Source organism: Luteibacter pinisoli, assembly GCF_006385595.1.
Taxonomy (GTDB): Bacteria; Pseudomonadota; Gammaproteobacteria; order Xanthomonadales; family Rhodanobacteraceae; genus Luteibacter; species Luteibacter pinisoli.
The window spans coordinates 3319893-3335010 of the sequence record NZ_CP041046.1 but is presented as its reverse complement, the minus strand read 5'-3'; the positions used below and the strand labels follow the sequence as shown (position 1 = coordinate 3335010).

The 15118-nt window shown below is 66.9% G+C and carries 15 protein-coding genes; 10 read left to right on the top strand and 5 right to left on the bottom strand.

All coding sequences use genetic code 11. The features are described from left to right. Positions 1 to 6: 6 nt before the first annotated feature. The 4 genes from FIV34_RS15170 to FIV34_RS15155 all read left to right on the top strand — a co-directional run bounded on the left by FIV34_RS15170 (position 7) and on the right by FIV34_RS15155 (position 3605). On the top strand, positions 7 to 882 hold the full coding sequence (locus FIV34_RS15170; protein ID WP_139984181.1) for a LysR family transcriptional regulator: 876 nt from the start codon (positions 7 to 9) through the stop codon (positions 880 to 882). Between the two features lie 150 nt (positions 883 to 1032). Beyond that, positions 1033 to 2037, top strand: a complete 1005-nt coding sequence (locus tag FIV34_RS15165; RefSeq protein WP_139984179.1) for a hypothetical protein — start codon at positions 1033 to 1035, stop codon at positions 2035 to 2037. Between the two features lie 132 nt (positions 2038 to 2169). Further along, the gene (locus FIV34_RS15160; protein WP_139984177.1) at positions 2170 to 2658 is read left to right on the top strand and encodes a dihydrofolate reductase; all 489 of its coding nucleotides are present in this window, start codon (positions 2170 to 2172) and stop codon (positions 2656 to 2658) included. Then, positions 2655 to 3605, top strand: a complete 951-nt coding sequence (locus FIV34_RS15155) for a Nudix family hydrolase (RefSeq protein ID WP_246058636.1) — start codon at positions 2655 to 2657, stop codon at positions 3603 to 3605. Before FIV34_RS15160 ends, FIV34_RS15155 begins: the two co-directional genes overlap by 4 nt. A gap of 17 nt (positions 3606 to 3622) precedes the next feature. Here FIV34_RS15155 and FIV34_RS15150 read toward each other — a convergent pair whose 3' ends face one another. From FIV34_RS15150 to uvrA, 4 genes are all read right to left on the bottom strand, one after another. Then, positions 3623 to 4381, bottom strand: a complete 759-nt coding sequence (locus FIV34_RS15150) for an enoyl-CoA hydratase/isomerase family protein (RefSeq protein WP_139984175.1) — start codon at positions 4379 to 4381, stop codon at positions 3623 to 3625. 20 nt (positions 4382 to 4401) lie between these two features. After that, positions 4402 to 5865 (bottom strand): DUF4139 domain-containing protein, encoded by a 1464-nt coding sequence (locus FIV34_RS15145; RefSeq protein ID WP_139984173.1) that lies wholly within the window; start codon positions 5863 to 5865, stop codon positions 4402 to 4404. An 85-nt stretch (positions 5866 to 5950) separates the two neighbouring features. After that, complete coding sequence (locus FIV34_RS15140) at positions 5951 to 6376, bottom strand: acyl-CoA thioesterase (RefSeq protein ID WP_139984171.1); 426 nt, start codon at positions 6374 to 6376, stop codon at positions 5951 to 5953. Further along, complete coding sequence (gene uvrA, locus FIV34_RS15135; protein ID WP_139984169.1) at positions 6373 to 9273, bottom strand: excinuclease ABC subunit UvrA; 2901 nt, start codon at positions 9271 to 9273, stop codon at positions 6373 to 6375. The genes FIV34_RS15140 and uvrA overlap by 4 nt, the downstream gene beginning before the upstream one ends. 174 nt (positions 9274 to 9447) lie before the next feature. Between uvrA and FIV34_RS15130 the strand changes: the two genes are divergently transcribed. The 4 genes from FIV34_RS15130 (at position 9448) to cgtA (ending at position 11884) form a co-directional block, all read left to right on the top strand. Next, positions 9448 to 9969 (top strand): DUF2059 domain-containing protein, encoded by a 522-nt coding sequence (locus FIV34_RS15130; RefSeq protein WP_139984166.1) that lies wholly within the window; start codon positions 9448 to 9450, stop codon positions 9967 to 9969. A 167-nt stretch (positions 9970 to 10136) separates the two neighbouring features. Continuing rightward, entirely contained in the window at positions 10137 to 10451 is a 315-nt protein-coding gene (rplU, locus tag FIV34_RS15125; protein ID WP_139984164.1) for a 50S ribosomal protein L21, read from the top strand. Between the two features lie 21 nt (positions 10452 to 10472). Further along, a complete protein-coding gene (rpmA, locus tag FIV34_RS15120; protein ID WP_139984162.1) occupies positions 10473 to 10730 on the top strand; it encodes a 50S ribosomal protein L27 in 258 nt (85 codons plus the stop codon). Between the two features lie 86 nt (positions 10731 to 10816). Continuing rightward, positions 10817 to 11884 (top strand): Obg family GTPase CgtA, encoded by a 1068-nt coding sequence (gene cgtA, locus FIV34_RS15115; protein ID WP_139984159.1) that lies wholly within the window; start codon positions 10817 to 10819, stop codon positions 11882 to 11884. Positions 11885 to 11997: 113 nt separating this feature from the next. Here cgtA and rpsT read toward each other — a convergent pair whose 3' ends face one another. Continuing rightward, the gene (rpsT, locus tag FIV34_RS15110) at positions 11998 to 12261 is read right to left on the bottom strand and encodes a 30S ribosomal protein S20 (protein WP_139984157.1); all 264 of its coding nucleotides are present in this window, start codon (positions 12259 to 12261) and stop codon (positions 11998 to 12000) included. 202 nt (positions 12262 to 12463) lie between these two features. On the opposite strand from rpsT, the gene murJ reads away from it, so the two are divergent. Together murJ and FIV34_RS15100 are read left to right on the top strand one after the other, a co-directional pair. Continuing rightward, on the top strand, positions 12464 to 14071 hold the full coding sequence (gene murJ, locus FIV34_RS15105) for a murein biosynthesis integral membrane protein MurJ (protein WP_139984155.1): 1608 nt from the start codon (positions 12464 to 12466) through the stop codon (positions 14069 to 14071). An 84-nt stretch (positions 14072 to 14155) separates the two neighbouring features. Further along, a complete protein-coding gene (locus FIV34_RS15100) occupies positions 14156 to 15112 on the top strand; it encodes a bifunctional riboflavin kinase/FAD synthetase (protein WP_139984153.1) in 957 nt (318 codons plus the stop codon). Positions 15113 to 15118: the final 6 nt, after the last annotated feature.

Here is a 15118-nt window from a genome sequence, read left to right as displayed (position 1 = left end):
TTCGTTATGGTCAATCCCGCCTGGCTTCGTTCCTTCCGTGCCCTCGCCGCCGAGGGCACCTTCACCCGCGCCGCGGAATCGCTGGAGCTGACCCAGGCCGCGGTCAGCCAGCACATCCGCCAGCTGGAATTGCAGTACGGGCCGCTGCTGATCCGCCGCCCGCGCCGCGTGGAGCTCACGCCGGCCGGTGAGGCGTTGCTGGCCTACTGCGATGAGGTGGAGCGCGCCGGACGCTGCCTGGCCTCGCGCCTGGCTGACGCCGACGCGCTGCAGGGCGCGGTGTCCATCGTCACGCCCGGCAGCGTCGGCCTGTCGATCTACCCGAAGCTGCTTGAAATCCAGCGCCGCACGCCCGGCCTGGTCATCCGCCACCGCTTCGCTCCCGACGAGGAAGTGCTCGCCGCGGTGCTGGATAACCGCTACGAGATGGGTGTGGTCTCGCGCCGGCCGGATGACGAACGCATCGCCGTGCAGCCGTTCTGCGAGGAAGCGCTCGAGCTCGTGGTGCCCGCCGGTGCCGCGGTGAACGGGTGGGAGGATCTGGTCCGCCTCGGCTTCATCGACCACCCGGATGGCCAGGCCATGGCGACGCGCCTGATGTCACGCTGGTACCCGGGCAAGCGCAGCATGGCCGACGTACCGGTCACCGGATTCACCAACCAGATCGGGCTGATCCTCGAGCCCGTGTCGCGGGGCCTCGGCTTCAGCGTGGTACCGCGGCATGCGCGCCAGGCCTTCCTGCGCCCGGAGAGCATCCGCGTGCTGGAGGAGTGCACGCCGGTGGTGGATGCCCTGTGGCTGATCCATCGCGCCGAGTGGGCGCTCTCGCGGCGTGCCCAGTACGTCATCGATGAACTGCACCGCGACCTCGTCAAACCCTGATTCGCTGCACGGGCGGGGGCTTGCGTAGCGCAGGCCGGTTTCGCGCCATGCCTTCACACTCGTCCGCTTGCGCGCCCTCCGGCGGCAGGGGAGAGTGGGCCTGACCGCCAGGACGGGCCGGTCCGGGGAGGTGGCATGGATAGGCGTTGCATGGGTTGGATCGTGCTTGGCTGTGTATCCGCCGCGTATGCCGGCGATGCCGACGTGCCCGCCCCGCGCAGCGTGGCGTCGGTACTGGAAGACACGCATGCCGCGGCGCTGGAGATCATCCGCAACGCGGGCGGCGGGTTCAGCATCGGTGCGTTTGTCGCGCGGCAGAACGCGGAATTGCTGGTGCCCGAACTGGCGGCGATGGCGGCCGCCACCGAAGGCAAGGCGGTGGGCGACCTCAACGACGTGCAGCAGTCATTCCTCGGCGGCACCTTGAACGCGGCGGACGACATGCGCCGCAGCGAGCGTTATCCCCGGCGCAAATCCGCCGCCATGCTCGCCCAGGCGGATGCCCTGCTCAGCACGTTGTCGGCGACGTACCGTTTTCCTCGCGTGCTGGATTTCAGCCCGCGTTACGTGGTCGCGCCGGCCACGCCGACGGCGGTTGACGTGGTCATCAACGGACACGCGCTCGATGCGCACACGCCGGCGCTATCGCTGCAAGGCAAAGCATGCGAGGCACGCGGTGGCAATGCGGAGCAGCTGCACTTCCATTGCATGTTGCCGGCGGCCACGGCCGCGCCCACGCTGAGTTACCTCACCTTGTCTCTGGCGACGTATCCGCCACGCCCCTGGTGGGCGTTCGCCGTCGACTGGCTGCGCGATGACCCCGAGCCCGTGCGTTACACGCTGGCGCTGGCGGAACTGCCGCGCACCGTCGGCGGCTTCGACGCCACGGCGCGAGTCAGCACCAGCGATCCCGGTTCCGAAGCCAGCGTGACCCTGCCGGTGGGCGAGGTCGCCTGGGGTGGTACGCGCGACATCGCCTTGCCCAATGGCGCCATCTTCGTCACCCTGCGCGGCCGCCAGGCCGACGGCCGCGTGTTTGAAGACACCAGCAGCGCGGCCAGCGCGCATCCCTGGTACGCCACGACGATCGACCTCAAAGCGAGGCGCATGGTGATCCGGGCAAGGGGACTCGACGAGGCTTTGGCCCAGCCCTGAGCGCGTGAGCCGGGCAGGCATCGCCATCTTCAAACGCCTGTTTTGTTCCACCATCACATTCCTAGGACTACTATCTGCATCGCACGGGCCGCTTTGCGCCCGGATCCTCAAGAAATCGCGAAAGGAAGTTCCATGGCCGTCCATCTGGTTGCCGCGCTCGACGAAAACTTTGCCATCGGCAAGCAGGGCGGATTGCCCTGGCACCTTCCCGACGACCTTAGTTATTTCAAGGCCCTGACCACCGACAAGTCCGTGCTGATGGGCCGCAAGACGGCCGAATCCATTGGCCGAGCCCTGCCGAACCGGACCAATTACGTGCTCACCCGCAAGGGCGAGGCGCCGTATGAAGGGCAGATCACCGTGCGTTCGATTGCCGAAGCGCAGGCCAGCTGCAGCCACACCGGCCTGATGGTGATCGGTGGCGGCGAAGTGTTCCGCGAAGCGCTGCCGTACGCCCGGACGCTGTACCTGACCTGGGTCTACGCCGCCGTCGACGGCGCCGACGTGTTCTTCCCGGGCATCGATTTCAAGGAATGGACCGAGGTCTCCCGCGTGCACCACAAGGCGGACAAGACCCACGCGCATCCGTTCGACATGGTCGAATACGTCCGCAACGTATGATGCATGTGCTGGCCGGCGTCCTCGTCGATGGCGCCGGGCGCATCCTCATCGCACAGCGTCCGCCGGGCAAGCACCTGGCGGGCATGTGGGAGTTCCCGGGTGGCAAGGTGGAGCCGGGCGAGGCGCCGATGGCCGCGCTGGAGCGCGAGCTGGACGAAGAACTCGGCATCGCGGTGGATCCGCTCTCCTTCGAAGACCTGATCCGCGTCCCGTGGAACTACGGCGAGCGCAGCATGCTGCTCGAAGCCGTGGTGGTGCGTGCCTGGACCGGCGAGCCGCAGGCGCTGGAGGCCGCCGCCATCGACTGGCGGCTGCCGCGCGATATCGACCCGGCGATGCTGGCCCCTGCCGATCGCCCCATCCTGGCCGCCATCTGGCTGCCCGAGCATTACCCGATCACCCCTGCCGATGCCTCCGTGGCGCATGCGTCCACGCTGGTGCGCGCGGCGCTGGCGCGCGGTGAGCGGCTGTTGCAGTGGCGCCTGCCTGGCGTGCCGGTGGACGAGGTGCGTGCGGGCGCCGCCGCACTGCTGCCGGAGGTCCGTCGGTTTGGCGCGCACCTGCTGTTGAGCCGCGATATCGAAGGTGCCCGCGCACTGGGCGTGGGTGTCCATCTCTCATCCGCCCAGGTGCGCGAGCTTGGCGAGCGGCCGCTACCGTTGGGTTCGCTGGTGGGGGCGTCGTGCCACGATCCGGACGAGCTGGCGCTGGCGTCGGCGCTGGGCTGCGACTTCGCCACGCTGTCGCCGGTGGAACCGACCCAGAGCCACCCGGATACGCCGCCATTGGGATGGCCGCGCTTTGCGAAGTGGGCCGAGAACGCATCGCTGCCGGTGTACGCCCTGGGTGGGCTGGCGCCCGCCGAGGTGCCGATGGCCCGCATGCATGCAGGCCAGGGTATCGCCGGGATCCGCGGCTTCTGGAACAACGCCACGGATCCCGCCTGATCGATCCCGCGTAAGCCTCAGGCCTTCGCCTTGAGGCGGGCCACCAGGGCGTGCAGCACTTGCTGGGTTTCGTCGGCGAAGAAGTCGTCGATGAAGCCCGGGTCGAGCAGGTTCGTCGTGTCACCCCACACGGCCAGCAGGTCGGCGCGGGCGATGGCGCGGGTGCGCAGCATGGCCTTCGGCGGCGCCTTCAGTAGTTCCGTCAGCCACTGCACCGAGCGCTGTACCACCTGTTCCACGGTGGCGAGTTCATCGACCAGGCCCAGCGCATGGGCGGTATCTGCATCCACCATGGTGCCGGCGACCAGCAGCCGCTCCGCGCGGTAGTTGCCGACGATGCGACGCATGGCGAACTGGATGGGCTCGGGGACCGAGAGGCCCACCTGCACTTCGTTCAGGCCGATCTTGTACATGCCGTGCGCCATGACGCGGTAGTCGGCAAACAGCGACATCACGGCACCGCCGGCCGGGCTATGCCCGGTGACAGCGGCGACGACAGGCACCGGCGACGACGCGATGACGCCGCACAGGGCGAAGAAATCGTTCCAGTACCCCTGCACGCCGGCACGATCCAGCTGAAGCAGGGCAGGGACGTCGACGCCCGCCGAGAATAGGCCCTGGGCGCCCGACAGCACGATGCCGCGCGCGCCGTTTTTCGGTGCATCCGCCAGCGCATCGCGCAGCGCATGCACCAGGGCGGTATTGAGCGCGTTGACCGGCGGCCGCGCCATGCGGATTTCGACGATGTCGCCGTCGTGGGGAAGAATGTCCAGCATAGGTGTGCCTCGGGTCAGGGTCAGCGGGGGCCGATCTCGGCGTCGGTCCAGGTATAGCGTACGGCGAAGTCGAGGTTGGTGCTGCCGTGGGCGGGCACCTCTACCTTGAACTCCAGCTGCTCGGAAGTGCTCTTCGTCGGCTTCACCGACGAGGACACCAGCGACCACACGCGCCAGCGGCTCGGGTTCTCGCGCACGGTGATCACGCGGCTGCTGTCACCGGCGTTGGTCAGGGTGATCCGCGTGCCTTCGTCGATCTGGTGCGGGGCGGCGGTGAACGACGTCTGCTCGCGCTTCGCACGCAGGTCGAAGGCGTTGCCGAGCTGGAGGATGGCATCTTCGTTCTTCGCCGTGTCGTTGAGGCGGCCTTCGGCCAGCAGCTCGGCGTTGCCGTCGCGGTCGGCCAGCATCACGCGGACGTAGCCGGCGGGCAGGCTGTCGAACGCCTTGAACTTCATGCTGGTGCTGACAGGGATGCCATCGGGCGGGAACAGGTTCATGTTCCGCTCGACATTCGGCGCATTGCCGTAGAAACGCGCGCCGGTCTCGTAGGTGGCCTCGCGCTCGCAGGCCAGCGTGCGGCTGTCGTAGAGCGGGGTCTGGGTGACGCTGCCGTCGGGCAGGTCCACCGGCGTGCGCAGCGTGTAGGTGCGCAGGTCGCCCAGCGTGGCGGGCGTGGGGTTGCTGGACGCCTCCGAGAATCCCATCGCCGCCGGTGCGGGTGCCGCCAGTGCCATGCGCCGCGGGGCGGGCGCGGACTTCGCGCGGCGGGCGTCGCCGGCGACGAGCTTCAGTGATACATCCTTCCAGTCACGGCCGCTGCGGTTGGCGATGCTCGCATTGGCGTCGAACGCCATGCTGCAGCCGTTACCCGCTGCCAGGGTGGCGACGTAGGCACCGCGCCAGCCGAGGCCGGAGGTCGGGTAGTCGAGCTGGGCCGTGCTGTTGCCGGCGGAGCCGCCATCCACGCGCACCTGCAGCGTCGAACCACGCGCCACGGTGTCCACGCCGGTGACGCGCAGGGCGGCGTACTCGCGGACGATGGTCAGCGCACCGGTCTTGTCACGCAGCACCATCGGGTTGCCGCCTTGTACCAGGGTGCCCCAGGCCAGATCCTGGCCGCCGGGGCCGACCACCTGGACGGTCTGGCCGACGAGGCCAGCCACGGCACCGTCAAAGCCCTGGCCGAGCAGGAGACGCTGCGACACCACTCGGGTGCCCTTGCCGGGGAAACGGAGGGTGAGTGCTTCGCTGTCCAGTGCGGCGGGCAGTCCGCCGATGGAAAGATCCTGCGTGCCGCCCTTCAGGTCGAACGCGCGGCGCTCGTGGACCACGGCGTAGCCGTCGGGCGATACCGCGTCGCCATCGGTCTGGAACAGCTGGTCGCTGTCGGCGCGGTAAAGGGTAAGCGCCGTGCGCTCATCTGCCGCGAAGGCGGGCAGGGCGACGGCGCAGGCAATGGCCAGTACGAGGGTGCGGCGCATGGGTCTCTCTCCGTGTAGATCGCAGCCGGATCATACCGGGACGACCTGAACGAGAAACCTGACGCGACCCCCGTACCGGGCTTGCTTAAGGCAGGGCGTCGCGGATGGACTGCGGCAGGGGCACCGGGCGACCGGTCTTGGTGTTCACCCAGACCATCGTGACGCTGCCGTCCGCGTGGATGCGGGTGGCGTCGTCGCTGTCCACGATGCGGTGGCCGACCGTCATCGAGCTGGTACCGATGCGGTTGGCATACAGCTCGATCTGGATGTCCGCCGGCCATTCGATCGGCAGGCGGTAGTTGATCTCGCTGTGCGCCATCACCGGCGCCGCTTCCGGCGTGTACCACTCGCCCGGCAGGGTGAGCAGCCACTTCAGGCGCGCTTCCTGCAGGTACACCAGGTAGTTCGAGTTGTTGACGTGGTTGTACGCGTCCAGGTCCTGCCAGCGCACGTCCATCGGCGTGATGAACAGGGGCTCGGGAGCGCGAGTCGGCGAGGCGTCGGTGATCATGCGGTCTTTTTCTTCTTTGCGGTGCTGGTGGTTTTCGCCGGGGCCTTCGCCGCGGCTTTCTTGGTGGCAGGCTTTGCCTTCAGGTGCGGCAGCAGGAAGCGCCCGGTGTGCGAGGCCTTGGTGTTGGCCACGGTTTCCGGCGTGCCGCTGACCAGGATGCGACCACCGCCGGCTCCGCCTTCGGGGCCGAGGTCGACCAGCCAGTCGGCGGTCTTGATCACATCGAGGTTGTGCTCGATCACGACCACCGTGTTGCCGTGTTCGACGAGCGTGTGCAGTACGTCCAGCAGCTGTTCGATATCGTGGAAGTGCAGGCCGGTGGTCGGCTCATCCAGGATGTACAGCGTGTTGCCCGTGTCGCGCTTGGAGAGTTCCTTCGACAGCTTGACGCGCTGCGCCTCACCGCCGGAAAGCGTCGTCGCGCTCTGGCCCAGCTTGATGTAATCCAGGCCCACCGCGCGCAGCGTTTCCAGCTTGCGGGCGATTACCGGCACGTTCTCGAACAGCTTGAACGCGTCTTCCACCGTCATGTCGAGCACGTCGGCGATGGTGTGGCCCTTGTAGAGCACTTCCAGTGTTTCGCGGTTGTAGCGCTTGCCGTGGCAGACATCGCAAGGCACGTACACGTCCGGAAGGAAGTGCATCTCCACCTTGATCATGCCGTCGCCTTCGCAGGCCTCGCAGCGGCCGCCGCGGACGTTGAAGCTGAAACGGCCCGGCGAATAGCCGCGCGAACGCGATTCCGGCACCTGCGAGTAAAGGTCGCGCAGGGGCGTGAACAGGCCGGTGTACGTGGCCGGGTTCGAGCGCGGCGTGCGGCCGATCGGCGACTGGTCGATATCCACGACCTTGTCGAACAGGTTCAGGCCTTCGATGGATTCGTACGGGGCCGGCTGCTCGCCCGCGCCATTCAGTTCCATCGCGGCGATGCGATAGAAGGTGTCGTTGACCAGGGTGGACTTGCCCGAGCCGGACACGCCGGTGACGCAGGTGAACGTGCCCACGGGGATACGCAGGTCCACGTCCTTCAGGTTGTTGCCGGTGGCGCCCTTCAGCTCCACCCACTGGCCATCCAGCGCTTCGCGGCGGGTCTCGGGCACCTTGATGCCGCGTTCGCCGCTGAGGTACTTCGCCGTCACCGAGGTGGGCGACGCCATCACCTGGGCCAGCGTGCCTTCGCCGACGATCTGGCCGCCATGCACGCCGGCACCCGGGCCGATGTCGAGCACGTGGTCAGCCGCGCGGATGGCGTCCTCGTCATGCTCCACCACGATCACGGTGTTGCCGAGATCGCGCAGGCGGGTCAGCGTGCCGAGCAGGCGCTCGTTGTCGCGCTGGTGCAGGCCGATGGACGGCTCGTCGAGCACGTACATCACGCCCACGAGGCCCGCACCAATCTGGCTGGCCAGGCGGATGCGCTGGGCTTCGCCACCCGAAAGCGAATCGGCCTGGCGGTCCAGCGTGAGGTAATTGAGGCCGACATCGTTGAGGAAGGTCAGGCGCTCGCGGATTTCCTTGATGATCTTGACCGCGATTTCCCCGCGCCAGCCGCTGAGCTTCAGCGTGGCGAAGAAATCCAGCGCGTGGTCGATCGCCAGCCCGGTGATTTCCGGGATGGCCTTGTCGGCGACGAACACGTTGCGCGCGGACGGATTCAGGCGCTGGCCACCGCAATCGGGGCACGGGTGGTCCGCGATGTAGCGCTGCATCTCCTCGCGCACGGCCGCCGATTCGGTCTCGCGGTAGCGGCGCTCGAGGTTGTTCAGGATGCCCTCGAACTTGTGCTCGCGGGTGACCTTGCCGCCACGGTCCGTGATGTAACGGAACGGGATGAGTTCCTTGCCCGAGCCGTAAAGCACGGCAGTCTGCTGCGCCTTGGTCAGGTCGCGCCATGACGTCTCCGGGTCGAAGCCGTAATGCTTCGCCAGGGAGATGATCATCTGGAAGTAATACGCGTTGCGACGGTCCCAGCCACGGATCGCGCCACCGGCCAGGCTCAGTTCCGGGTGGCCGACCACGCGCGCGGGATCGAACACCTGGGTGACACCCAGGCCGTCGCAGGTGGGGCAGGCGCCCACGGGGGAATTGAACGAGAACAGGCGCGGCTCGAGTTCCGGCAGCGAGTAGTCGCACATCGGGCAGGAGAAGCGCGAGGAGAACAGCTGCTCGTCGGCCTTGGCGTCGTCCATGTCCACCAGGATGACGATGCCGTCGCCCAGGCGCAGTGCCGTTTCAAACGACTCGGCCAGGCGCTGCTTGATGTCGTCACGCGGGCGGAAACGGTCGATCACCGCCTCGATGGTGTGCTTCTGGCGCAGGGTGAGCGGCGGCACGGCGTCGAGGTCGTACACCTCGCCGTCCACGCGGGCACGCACGAAACCCTGGGCACGCAGCTGCTCGAACACCTGCACGTGCTCACCCTTGCGCTCGCGGATCACCGGGGCCAGCAGCATCCAGCGCTTGTCGGCATCCAGGGCCAGGGCGGAATCCACCATCTGGCTCACGGTCTGCGCTTCCAGCGGAATGCCGTGGTTCGGGCACCGAGGCGTACCCACGCGTGCATAAAGCAGGCGCAGGTAGTCGTACACCTCGGTAATCGTGCCGACGGTGGAGCGGGGGTTATGCGACGTCGACTTCTGCTCGATCGAGATGGCCGGCGAGAGGCCTTCGATGGTGTCCACGTCCGGCTTTTCCATCATCGAGAGGAACTGCCGGGCGTAAGCCGACAGGGACTCGACGTAGCGACGCTGGCCTTCGGCGTAAATGGTGTCGAAAGCCAGGGACGATTTACCGGAACCGGACAGCCCCGTAATGACAATCAGCTTGTCACGGGGCAGGTCGAGGTCGATGTTCTTGAGATTGTGCGTGCGGGCGCCGCGGATGCGAATGCTGTCCATGTGCCAACAGAAATGGGGGAAGAAGGGGACTATACCAAGGGCGTCAAGCCTTCATTCCGCCTCCACTTGTGACGGTTCATCACAGGCCTTGTGTCCGGACGGACGCCACCCGGCTACCATGGCCGGGCCCCCTGGGCGGGGGTCGGTTATTCCCACTGTGAAGAGGACTTATGCATGCGTAACTGGAAAGGGATCGCCGCCGGCCTCGTGCTGGCGACATGTGCAGGGCAGGCCATGGCCGCGCCGCCGAGCGAGGCTCAGGTACGGCAGCTGATGGACGCGGTGGGAATGGGCCGGATGCTGAGCCAGATGAACAGCCAGATGGCCGGGGTGATGGCCAGCGCGCTGCCGTGCGTGCCGGCCAGCTACTGGCAGGGCTTCGTGGACGCCAACGCCACCAACCAGCTGATCGGCCGGATGGTGCCGGTGTACCAGAAGCACTTCACGGCCGAGGATATCGACGGCCTGCTGAAGTTCTACAAGTCGCCGCTGGGCCAGAAGGTGATCACCCAGATGCCGGCCACCATGGCCGAGGGCATGCAGGTGGGCAAGCAGTGGGGCCAGGAACGCGGCCAGCAGATGATTTCGCAGCTGCAGGGGCAGGGCACCCTGAACGCCCAGGGCCAGTGCCCGGCGACGGCCGCGCCCAAACCGCCGGCCCCGGCGCCGGCGCCGGCTCCTGCCAAGAAGAAATAACGATTGAGGCTAAGTCGTTGATTTTACCGGGAACGGCTTTCGCAGCCGTTCCCGGTCGCGGTGTTAACCAACTGATTGACCTTGGCTTTTCGGCTCCGCTATAATTCGCGGTTCGTAACACCCGCAACACCCTAAAAAGAACTACATAACCAGTAACAGGAATAACCATGAGCTACGCAGTCATTAAGACCGGTGGCAAGCAGTACCGCGTTATGCAGGGCGAAGTCCTGCGCGTCGAGCTGCTCCCCGCCGAAGTCGATGCGACCTTCACGTTCGAGGAAGTGCTCCTCGTCGGCGAAGGCGAATCCATCACCGTGGGTGCCCCGCTGGTCGCCGGTGCCACCGTTAGCGCGAAGATCCGCGCCCACGGCCGCGCCGACAAGATCCGCATCATCAAGTTCCGTCGTCGTAAGCACTACAAGCGTACGCAGGGACACCGTCAGCATTACACCGAAATCGAGATCACGGGCATCAACGCCTGAGTCGCCGGAGGATATTGAGTCATGGCACATAAAAAAGGCGTAGGTTCCAGCCGTAACGGTCGCGATTCGAACCCGAAGTATCTCGGTGTGAAGATCTACGGCGGCCAGGCTGTTGAAGCCGGTAACATCATCGTTCGTCAGCGTGGCACCAAGTTCCACGCTGGCGTGGGCGTCGGCCTCGGCCGCGACCACACCCTGTTCGCGCTCGTTGATGGCACCGTTGCCTTCAAGGTTCGCGGCGACAAGGGTCGCAAGTTCGTCGACGTCGTCCAGGCGTAATCCGCCGCGACGTGACAGCGAAGGCCCCGCCCAACGGCGGGGCTTTTCGTTTGTAAGGCCCCCTATTCTTATTCCCAGGTTGCTCCATGAAATTCGTCGACGAAGCGCAGATTCGAGTCACGGCCGGTAGCGGCGGCAACGGCTGCGCCAGCTTCCGCCGCGAAAAATTCATCCCCTTCGGCGGCCCTGATGGCGGCGACGGCGGCGATGGCGGTTCCGTGTGGTTTGTTGCCGACGAAGGCATCAACACCCTCGTGGACTTCCGCCACATGCGCCAGTTCAAGGCCCACCGCGGCCAGAACGGCATGGGCAGCCAGATGTACGGCAAGGGTGGCGAAGATATCGACATCCGCGTCCCCGTCGGCACCGTGGTGACCAACGTCGACACCGACGAAGTCATCGGTGACCTCACCGCCCACGGCCAGCGCCTGAAGGTGGCTGAAGGTGGTCGTGGCGGCCTGGGCAATATCCACTTCAAGAGCTCGGTGAACCGCGCGCCGCGCAAGGCCACGCCGGGTACCCCGGGTGAAGTGCGCGATCTCAAGCTTGAGCTGCGCCTGCTGGCGGACGTGGGCCTGCTGGGCTTCCCGAACGCCGGCAAGAGCACCTTCATCCGTGCCGTGTCGGCCGCGACCCCGCGCGTGGCGGACTACCCGTTCACCACGCTGCACCCGAACCTGGGTGTCGTGCGCATCGGTACCGACCAGAGCTTCGTCATCGCGGACATCCCCGGCATCATCGAGGGTGCGGCGGAAGGCGCCGGCCTCGGCATCCAGTTCCTGCGCCACGTCTCGCGCACCAGCCTCCTGCTGCACGTGGTCGACATCCGCCCCATCGACGGGTCCGACCCGGTGGAGCAGGTGCAGACGATCGAGCGCGAACTGGCCAACTTCGATGCCGAGCTGGTCGAGCGCCCGCGCTGGCTGGTGATCAACAAGATGGACGTGTTCGACGACGAAGACGAACTCGAAGCCGCGGCCAACGACATCGTCGCACGCCTCGGCTGGACGGCCCCGTCCTTCCTCGTCTCCGCCGCAGGCCAGCAAGGCACTCGCGAAGTCTGCCTCCAGGTCCAGCAGTTCTTCGACGCCGAGCGCGCCGCCCGCAAGACGGAGACGGAAGTCTCCGACGACGTGCGTATGCGCACGGAGTAACGGGCCTCGCCTGTTGCAGGAGTCCGCATACCGGGCTTCTGCAACAGAACGTCAGGACAACAAAAAAGCCGGCTTGCGCCGGCTTTTTCGTGAACAGCGATGTCGCGCAGGCGTTAAGCCAGGTCGCGGATCTTCGCGTTCAGGCGGCTCTTGTGACGAGCAGCCTTGTTCTTGTGGATCAGGCCGCGGGCGGCGTAGCGGTCCATGACCGGCACGGCGACGGCGTAAGCCGTGGCAGCAGCTGCCTTATCCTTGGCGTCGATCGCCTTGACGACCTTCTTCAGTGCGGAACGCACCATGGAACGCGCGCTGACGTTGCGCAGCCGGCGCTGCTCCGACTGACGCGCACGCTTCTTCGCGGACTTGATGTTGGCCAAGGTAAAGCTCCAGTGATTCGGTGGGTTTTAAGAAAGACGCCCATTTTGCGGCCAAACTGGGGCTGCGTCAATAGGTTAGCCCCCGCACGGGAGCCGGGCGGGTAGGGACGGCCCGGGCTGCCCGGGAAAATCCAGAAAGAGAACTGTCCGCTGCCTGCCAGCCTTTGTCAAACTAGGGGTTTACCGGTAACCCCAGGCACGGATGAAAACCCCCAGTCTCCTCCGCGGCGTGCTGTCCTTCAGCGGCATGACCATGGTTTCCCGCGTGCTCGGCCTGGTCCGTGACATGGCCATCAACCACTCGTTCGGCGCCAATGCGGCCACCGACGCCTTCTGGGTGGCCTTCCGTATCCCGAACTTCATGCGCCGCCTGTTTGCCGAGGGCTCGTTCTCCACGGCCTTCGTCCCGGTGTTCACCGAGGTCAAGGAAACCCGCCCCCACGCGGACCTGAAGAACCTGATGGCGCGCACCGCGGGCACCCTGGGCGGGGTGCTCCTGGTGGTGACGGCAATCGGCGTGATCTTCGCCCCCCAGGTCACGGCGCTGTTTTCGCCGGGCGCGGTGGAATCGCCGGACAAGTTCAGCCTCACGGTAAACCTGCTGCGGCTGACCTTCCCGTTCCTGCTGTTTGTGTCGCTAACGGCCCTGTGTGGCGGGGCGCTCAACAGCTTCCATCGCTTCGGCCTGCCGGCGCTGACGCCGGTGATCCTCAACCTGTGCATGATCGCTGGCGCGCTCTGGCTGGCGCCGAAGCTGCACACGCCGATCATGGCCATGGGCTGGGCCATCCTGGTGGCGGGCATCCTCCAGCTAATGTTCCAGCTGCCCACGCTGCGCCAGCTCGACCTGCTGGCCCTGCCGCGCTGGGGCTGGAACTCGCCGGACGTGCGCCGGATCATGCGGCTGATGGTGCCGACGCTGTTCGGTTCTTCCGTCGCGCAGATCAACCTGCTGCTGGACACGATCATCGCCTCGCTGCTGATCGCCGGCTCGCAGAGCTGGCTGTCCCAGGCGGATCGCTTCCTCGAACTGCCGCTGGGCGTGTTCGGCGTGGCGCTGGGTACCGTGATCCTGCCGTCGCTTTCGCGCCACCACGTGGCCACGGACCACGATGGCTTCTCGAAGGCGCTGGACTGGGGCCTGCGAATCACCCTGCTGATCGCCGTGCCGGCGATGTTCGCGCTGATGATCCTGTCGTTCCCGCTGGTGGCGACGATTTTCCAGAACGGCGCGTTCACCGCGTTCGACACGAAGATGGCCTCCATGTCGATTTCGGCGCTGAGCTTCGGCCTGCCGGCGTTCGCCCTGGTCAAGGTGGTGCTGCCGGCGTTCTATGCCCGCAAGGACACCAAGACCCCGGTGCGCGCGGGCGTGGCCTCGCTGGTCTCGAACATGGTGCTGAACGTGCTGTTCCTGGCGCTGCTGTTCTTCCTCTGGGCCTCGCCGGCGCAGAAGGCCGGCTCCTGGATGGAGGGCATCGCCCACATCCCGGGCCTGCACATGGCGCTGGGCATGGCCAGCGCGCTGGCCAGCTACATCAACCTCGGCCTGCTCTGGCGCTGGCTGGGCAAGGCGGGCGTGTACGAGGCCCAGCCGGGCTGGGCGCGGCACCTGGTTCGCCTCGCCGTGGCCTGCGCGGTCATGAGCGCGGTGCTGCTGGGCGGCCTGTACCTCTGGCCGGAGTGGAGTGACGTCAACCACGGGTTGCGCGTGGTGCGGCTGGCGGTGCTGGTGTGTGCCGGTGGCGGCGCCTACCTGGCGGCCCTGTTCGCCATGGGCTTCCGTCCTTCGGATCTGCGCGCCCGTTAAGGGCGCGCCGCATTGTGCGGCGCAATGGGCCCGTTATACTGGCCCGATGGCTTTTCTTCCCCATCGACCCCAAGGCGGCCGCGCATGACGCTGCGACTCCATCGCGACGTGGATGGACCCTGCCTCGCGCCCGAGGGTAGCGTGGTGGCGATCGGCGCCTTCGACGGCCTGCACCTGGGCCACCAGGCGATCCTGTCCGAGGTGCGCCAGCGCGCCGAGGCGAAGGGCCTGGCCGCTGCCGTGATCAGTTTCGACCCGCTACCCCGCGCCTTCTTCTCGAAGGAGCCGGTGCCGCGCCTGTCCGGCGTGCGCGAGAAGGCCGAGGGCATGACCGCCGCCGGCATCCGCGAACTGCTGTCGCTGCGCTTTGATGAAGCGCTGACGTGCATGTCCGCGGAGGACTTCGTCCGCCAGGTGATCGTTGGCCGGCTCGCCGCCCGCGAAGTCTGGGTGGGCGAGGATTTCCGTTTCGGTCACCGCCGCGGTGGCGATTTCGCCCTGTTGCAGTCAATGGGTGCCGAGCTGGGCTTCACCGCCCACGCCGTGGCGCCCGTGCTGGTGGACGGCGAGCGCGTCTCTTCGTCGAAGGTGCGCACGCTGCTCGCCGAAAGCCGCTTCGCGGATGCGGCGGTGCTGCTCGGCCGCCCGTTCGTCATCGACGGCCACGTCGAGCACGGCAAGCAGCTGGGCCGCGAGCTGGGCTATCCCACGGCCAACGTGCACCTGCGCGACCGCGTCAGCCCCATCCAGGGCATCTTCGCGGTACGCATCGGCATGGGCGATGGCCCGTGCAGCTGGCCCGGGGTGGCCAGCCTGGGCTTCCGGCCCACGGTGAACGAGGTGCGCGAGCCGCTGCTCGAAGCCCATCTGTTTGATTTCTCCGGCGACCTCTACGGCCAGCGCATCGGCGTGGAGTTCGTCCGCAAGCTCAGGGACGAGGAAAAATTCGACGGCCTGGACGCCCTGACCGCGCAGATGCGCCAGGACGAACGGGACGCCCGGCAGGCACTTGGGATGAATCCCATCCTTGCCGATGCATGACACACC

Coding starts and splice junctions, on each gene's coding strand:
- FIV34_RS15170 (WP_139984181.1), top strand. CDS start 7: ATGGTCAATCCCGCCTGGCTTCGTTCCTTCCGTGCCCTCGCCGCCGAG.
- FIV34_RS15165 (WP_139984179.1), top strand. CDS start 1,033: ATGGGTTGGATCGTGCTTGGCTGTGTATCCGCCGCGTATGCCGGCGAT.
- FIV34_RS15160 (WP_139984177.1), top strand. CDS start 2,170: ATGGCCGTCCATCTGGTTGCCGCGCTCGACGAAAACTTTGCCATCGGC.
- FIV34_RS15155 (WP_246058636.1), top strand. CDS start 2,655: ATGATGCATGTGCTGGCCGGCGTCCTCGTCGATGGCGCCGGGCGCATC.
- FIV34_RS15150 (WP_139984175.1), bottom strand. CDS start 4,381: ATGCTGGACATTCTTCCCCACGACGGCGACATCGTCGAAATCCGCATG.
- FIV34_RS15145 (WP_139984173.1), bottom strand. CDS start 5,865: ATGCGCCGCACCCTCGTACTGGCCATTGCCTGCGCCGTCGCCCTGCCC.
- FIV34_RS15140 (WP_139984171.1), bottom strand. CDS start 6,376: ATGATCACCGACGCCTCGCCGACTCGCGCTCCCGAGCCCCTGTTCATC.
- uvrA (WP_139984169.1), bottom strand. CDS start 9,273: ATGGACAGCATTCGCATCCGCGGCGCCCGCACGCACAATCTCAAGAAC.
- FIV34_RS15130 (WP_139984166.1), top strand. CDS start 9,448: ATGCGTAACTGGAAAGGGATCGCCGCCGGCCTCGTGCTGGCGACATGT.
- rplU (WP_139984164.1), top strand. CDS start 10,137: ATGAGCTACGCAGTCATTAAGACCGGTGGCAAGCAGTACCGCGTTATG.
- rpmA (WP_139984162.1), top strand. CDS start 10,473: ATGGCACATAAAAAAGGCGTAGGTTCCAGCCGTAACGGTCGCGATTCG.
- cgtA (WP_139984159.1), top strand. CDS start 10,817: ATGAAATTCGTCGACGAAGCGCAGATTCGAGTCACGGCCGGTAGCGGC.
- murJ (WP_139984155.1), top strand. CDS start 12,464: ATGAAAACCCCCAGTCTCCTCCGCGGCGTGCTGTCCTTCAGCGGCATG.
- FIV34_RS15100 (WP_139984153.1), top strand. CDS start 14,156: ATGACGCTGCGACTCCATCGCGACGTGGATGGACCCTGCCTCGCGCCC.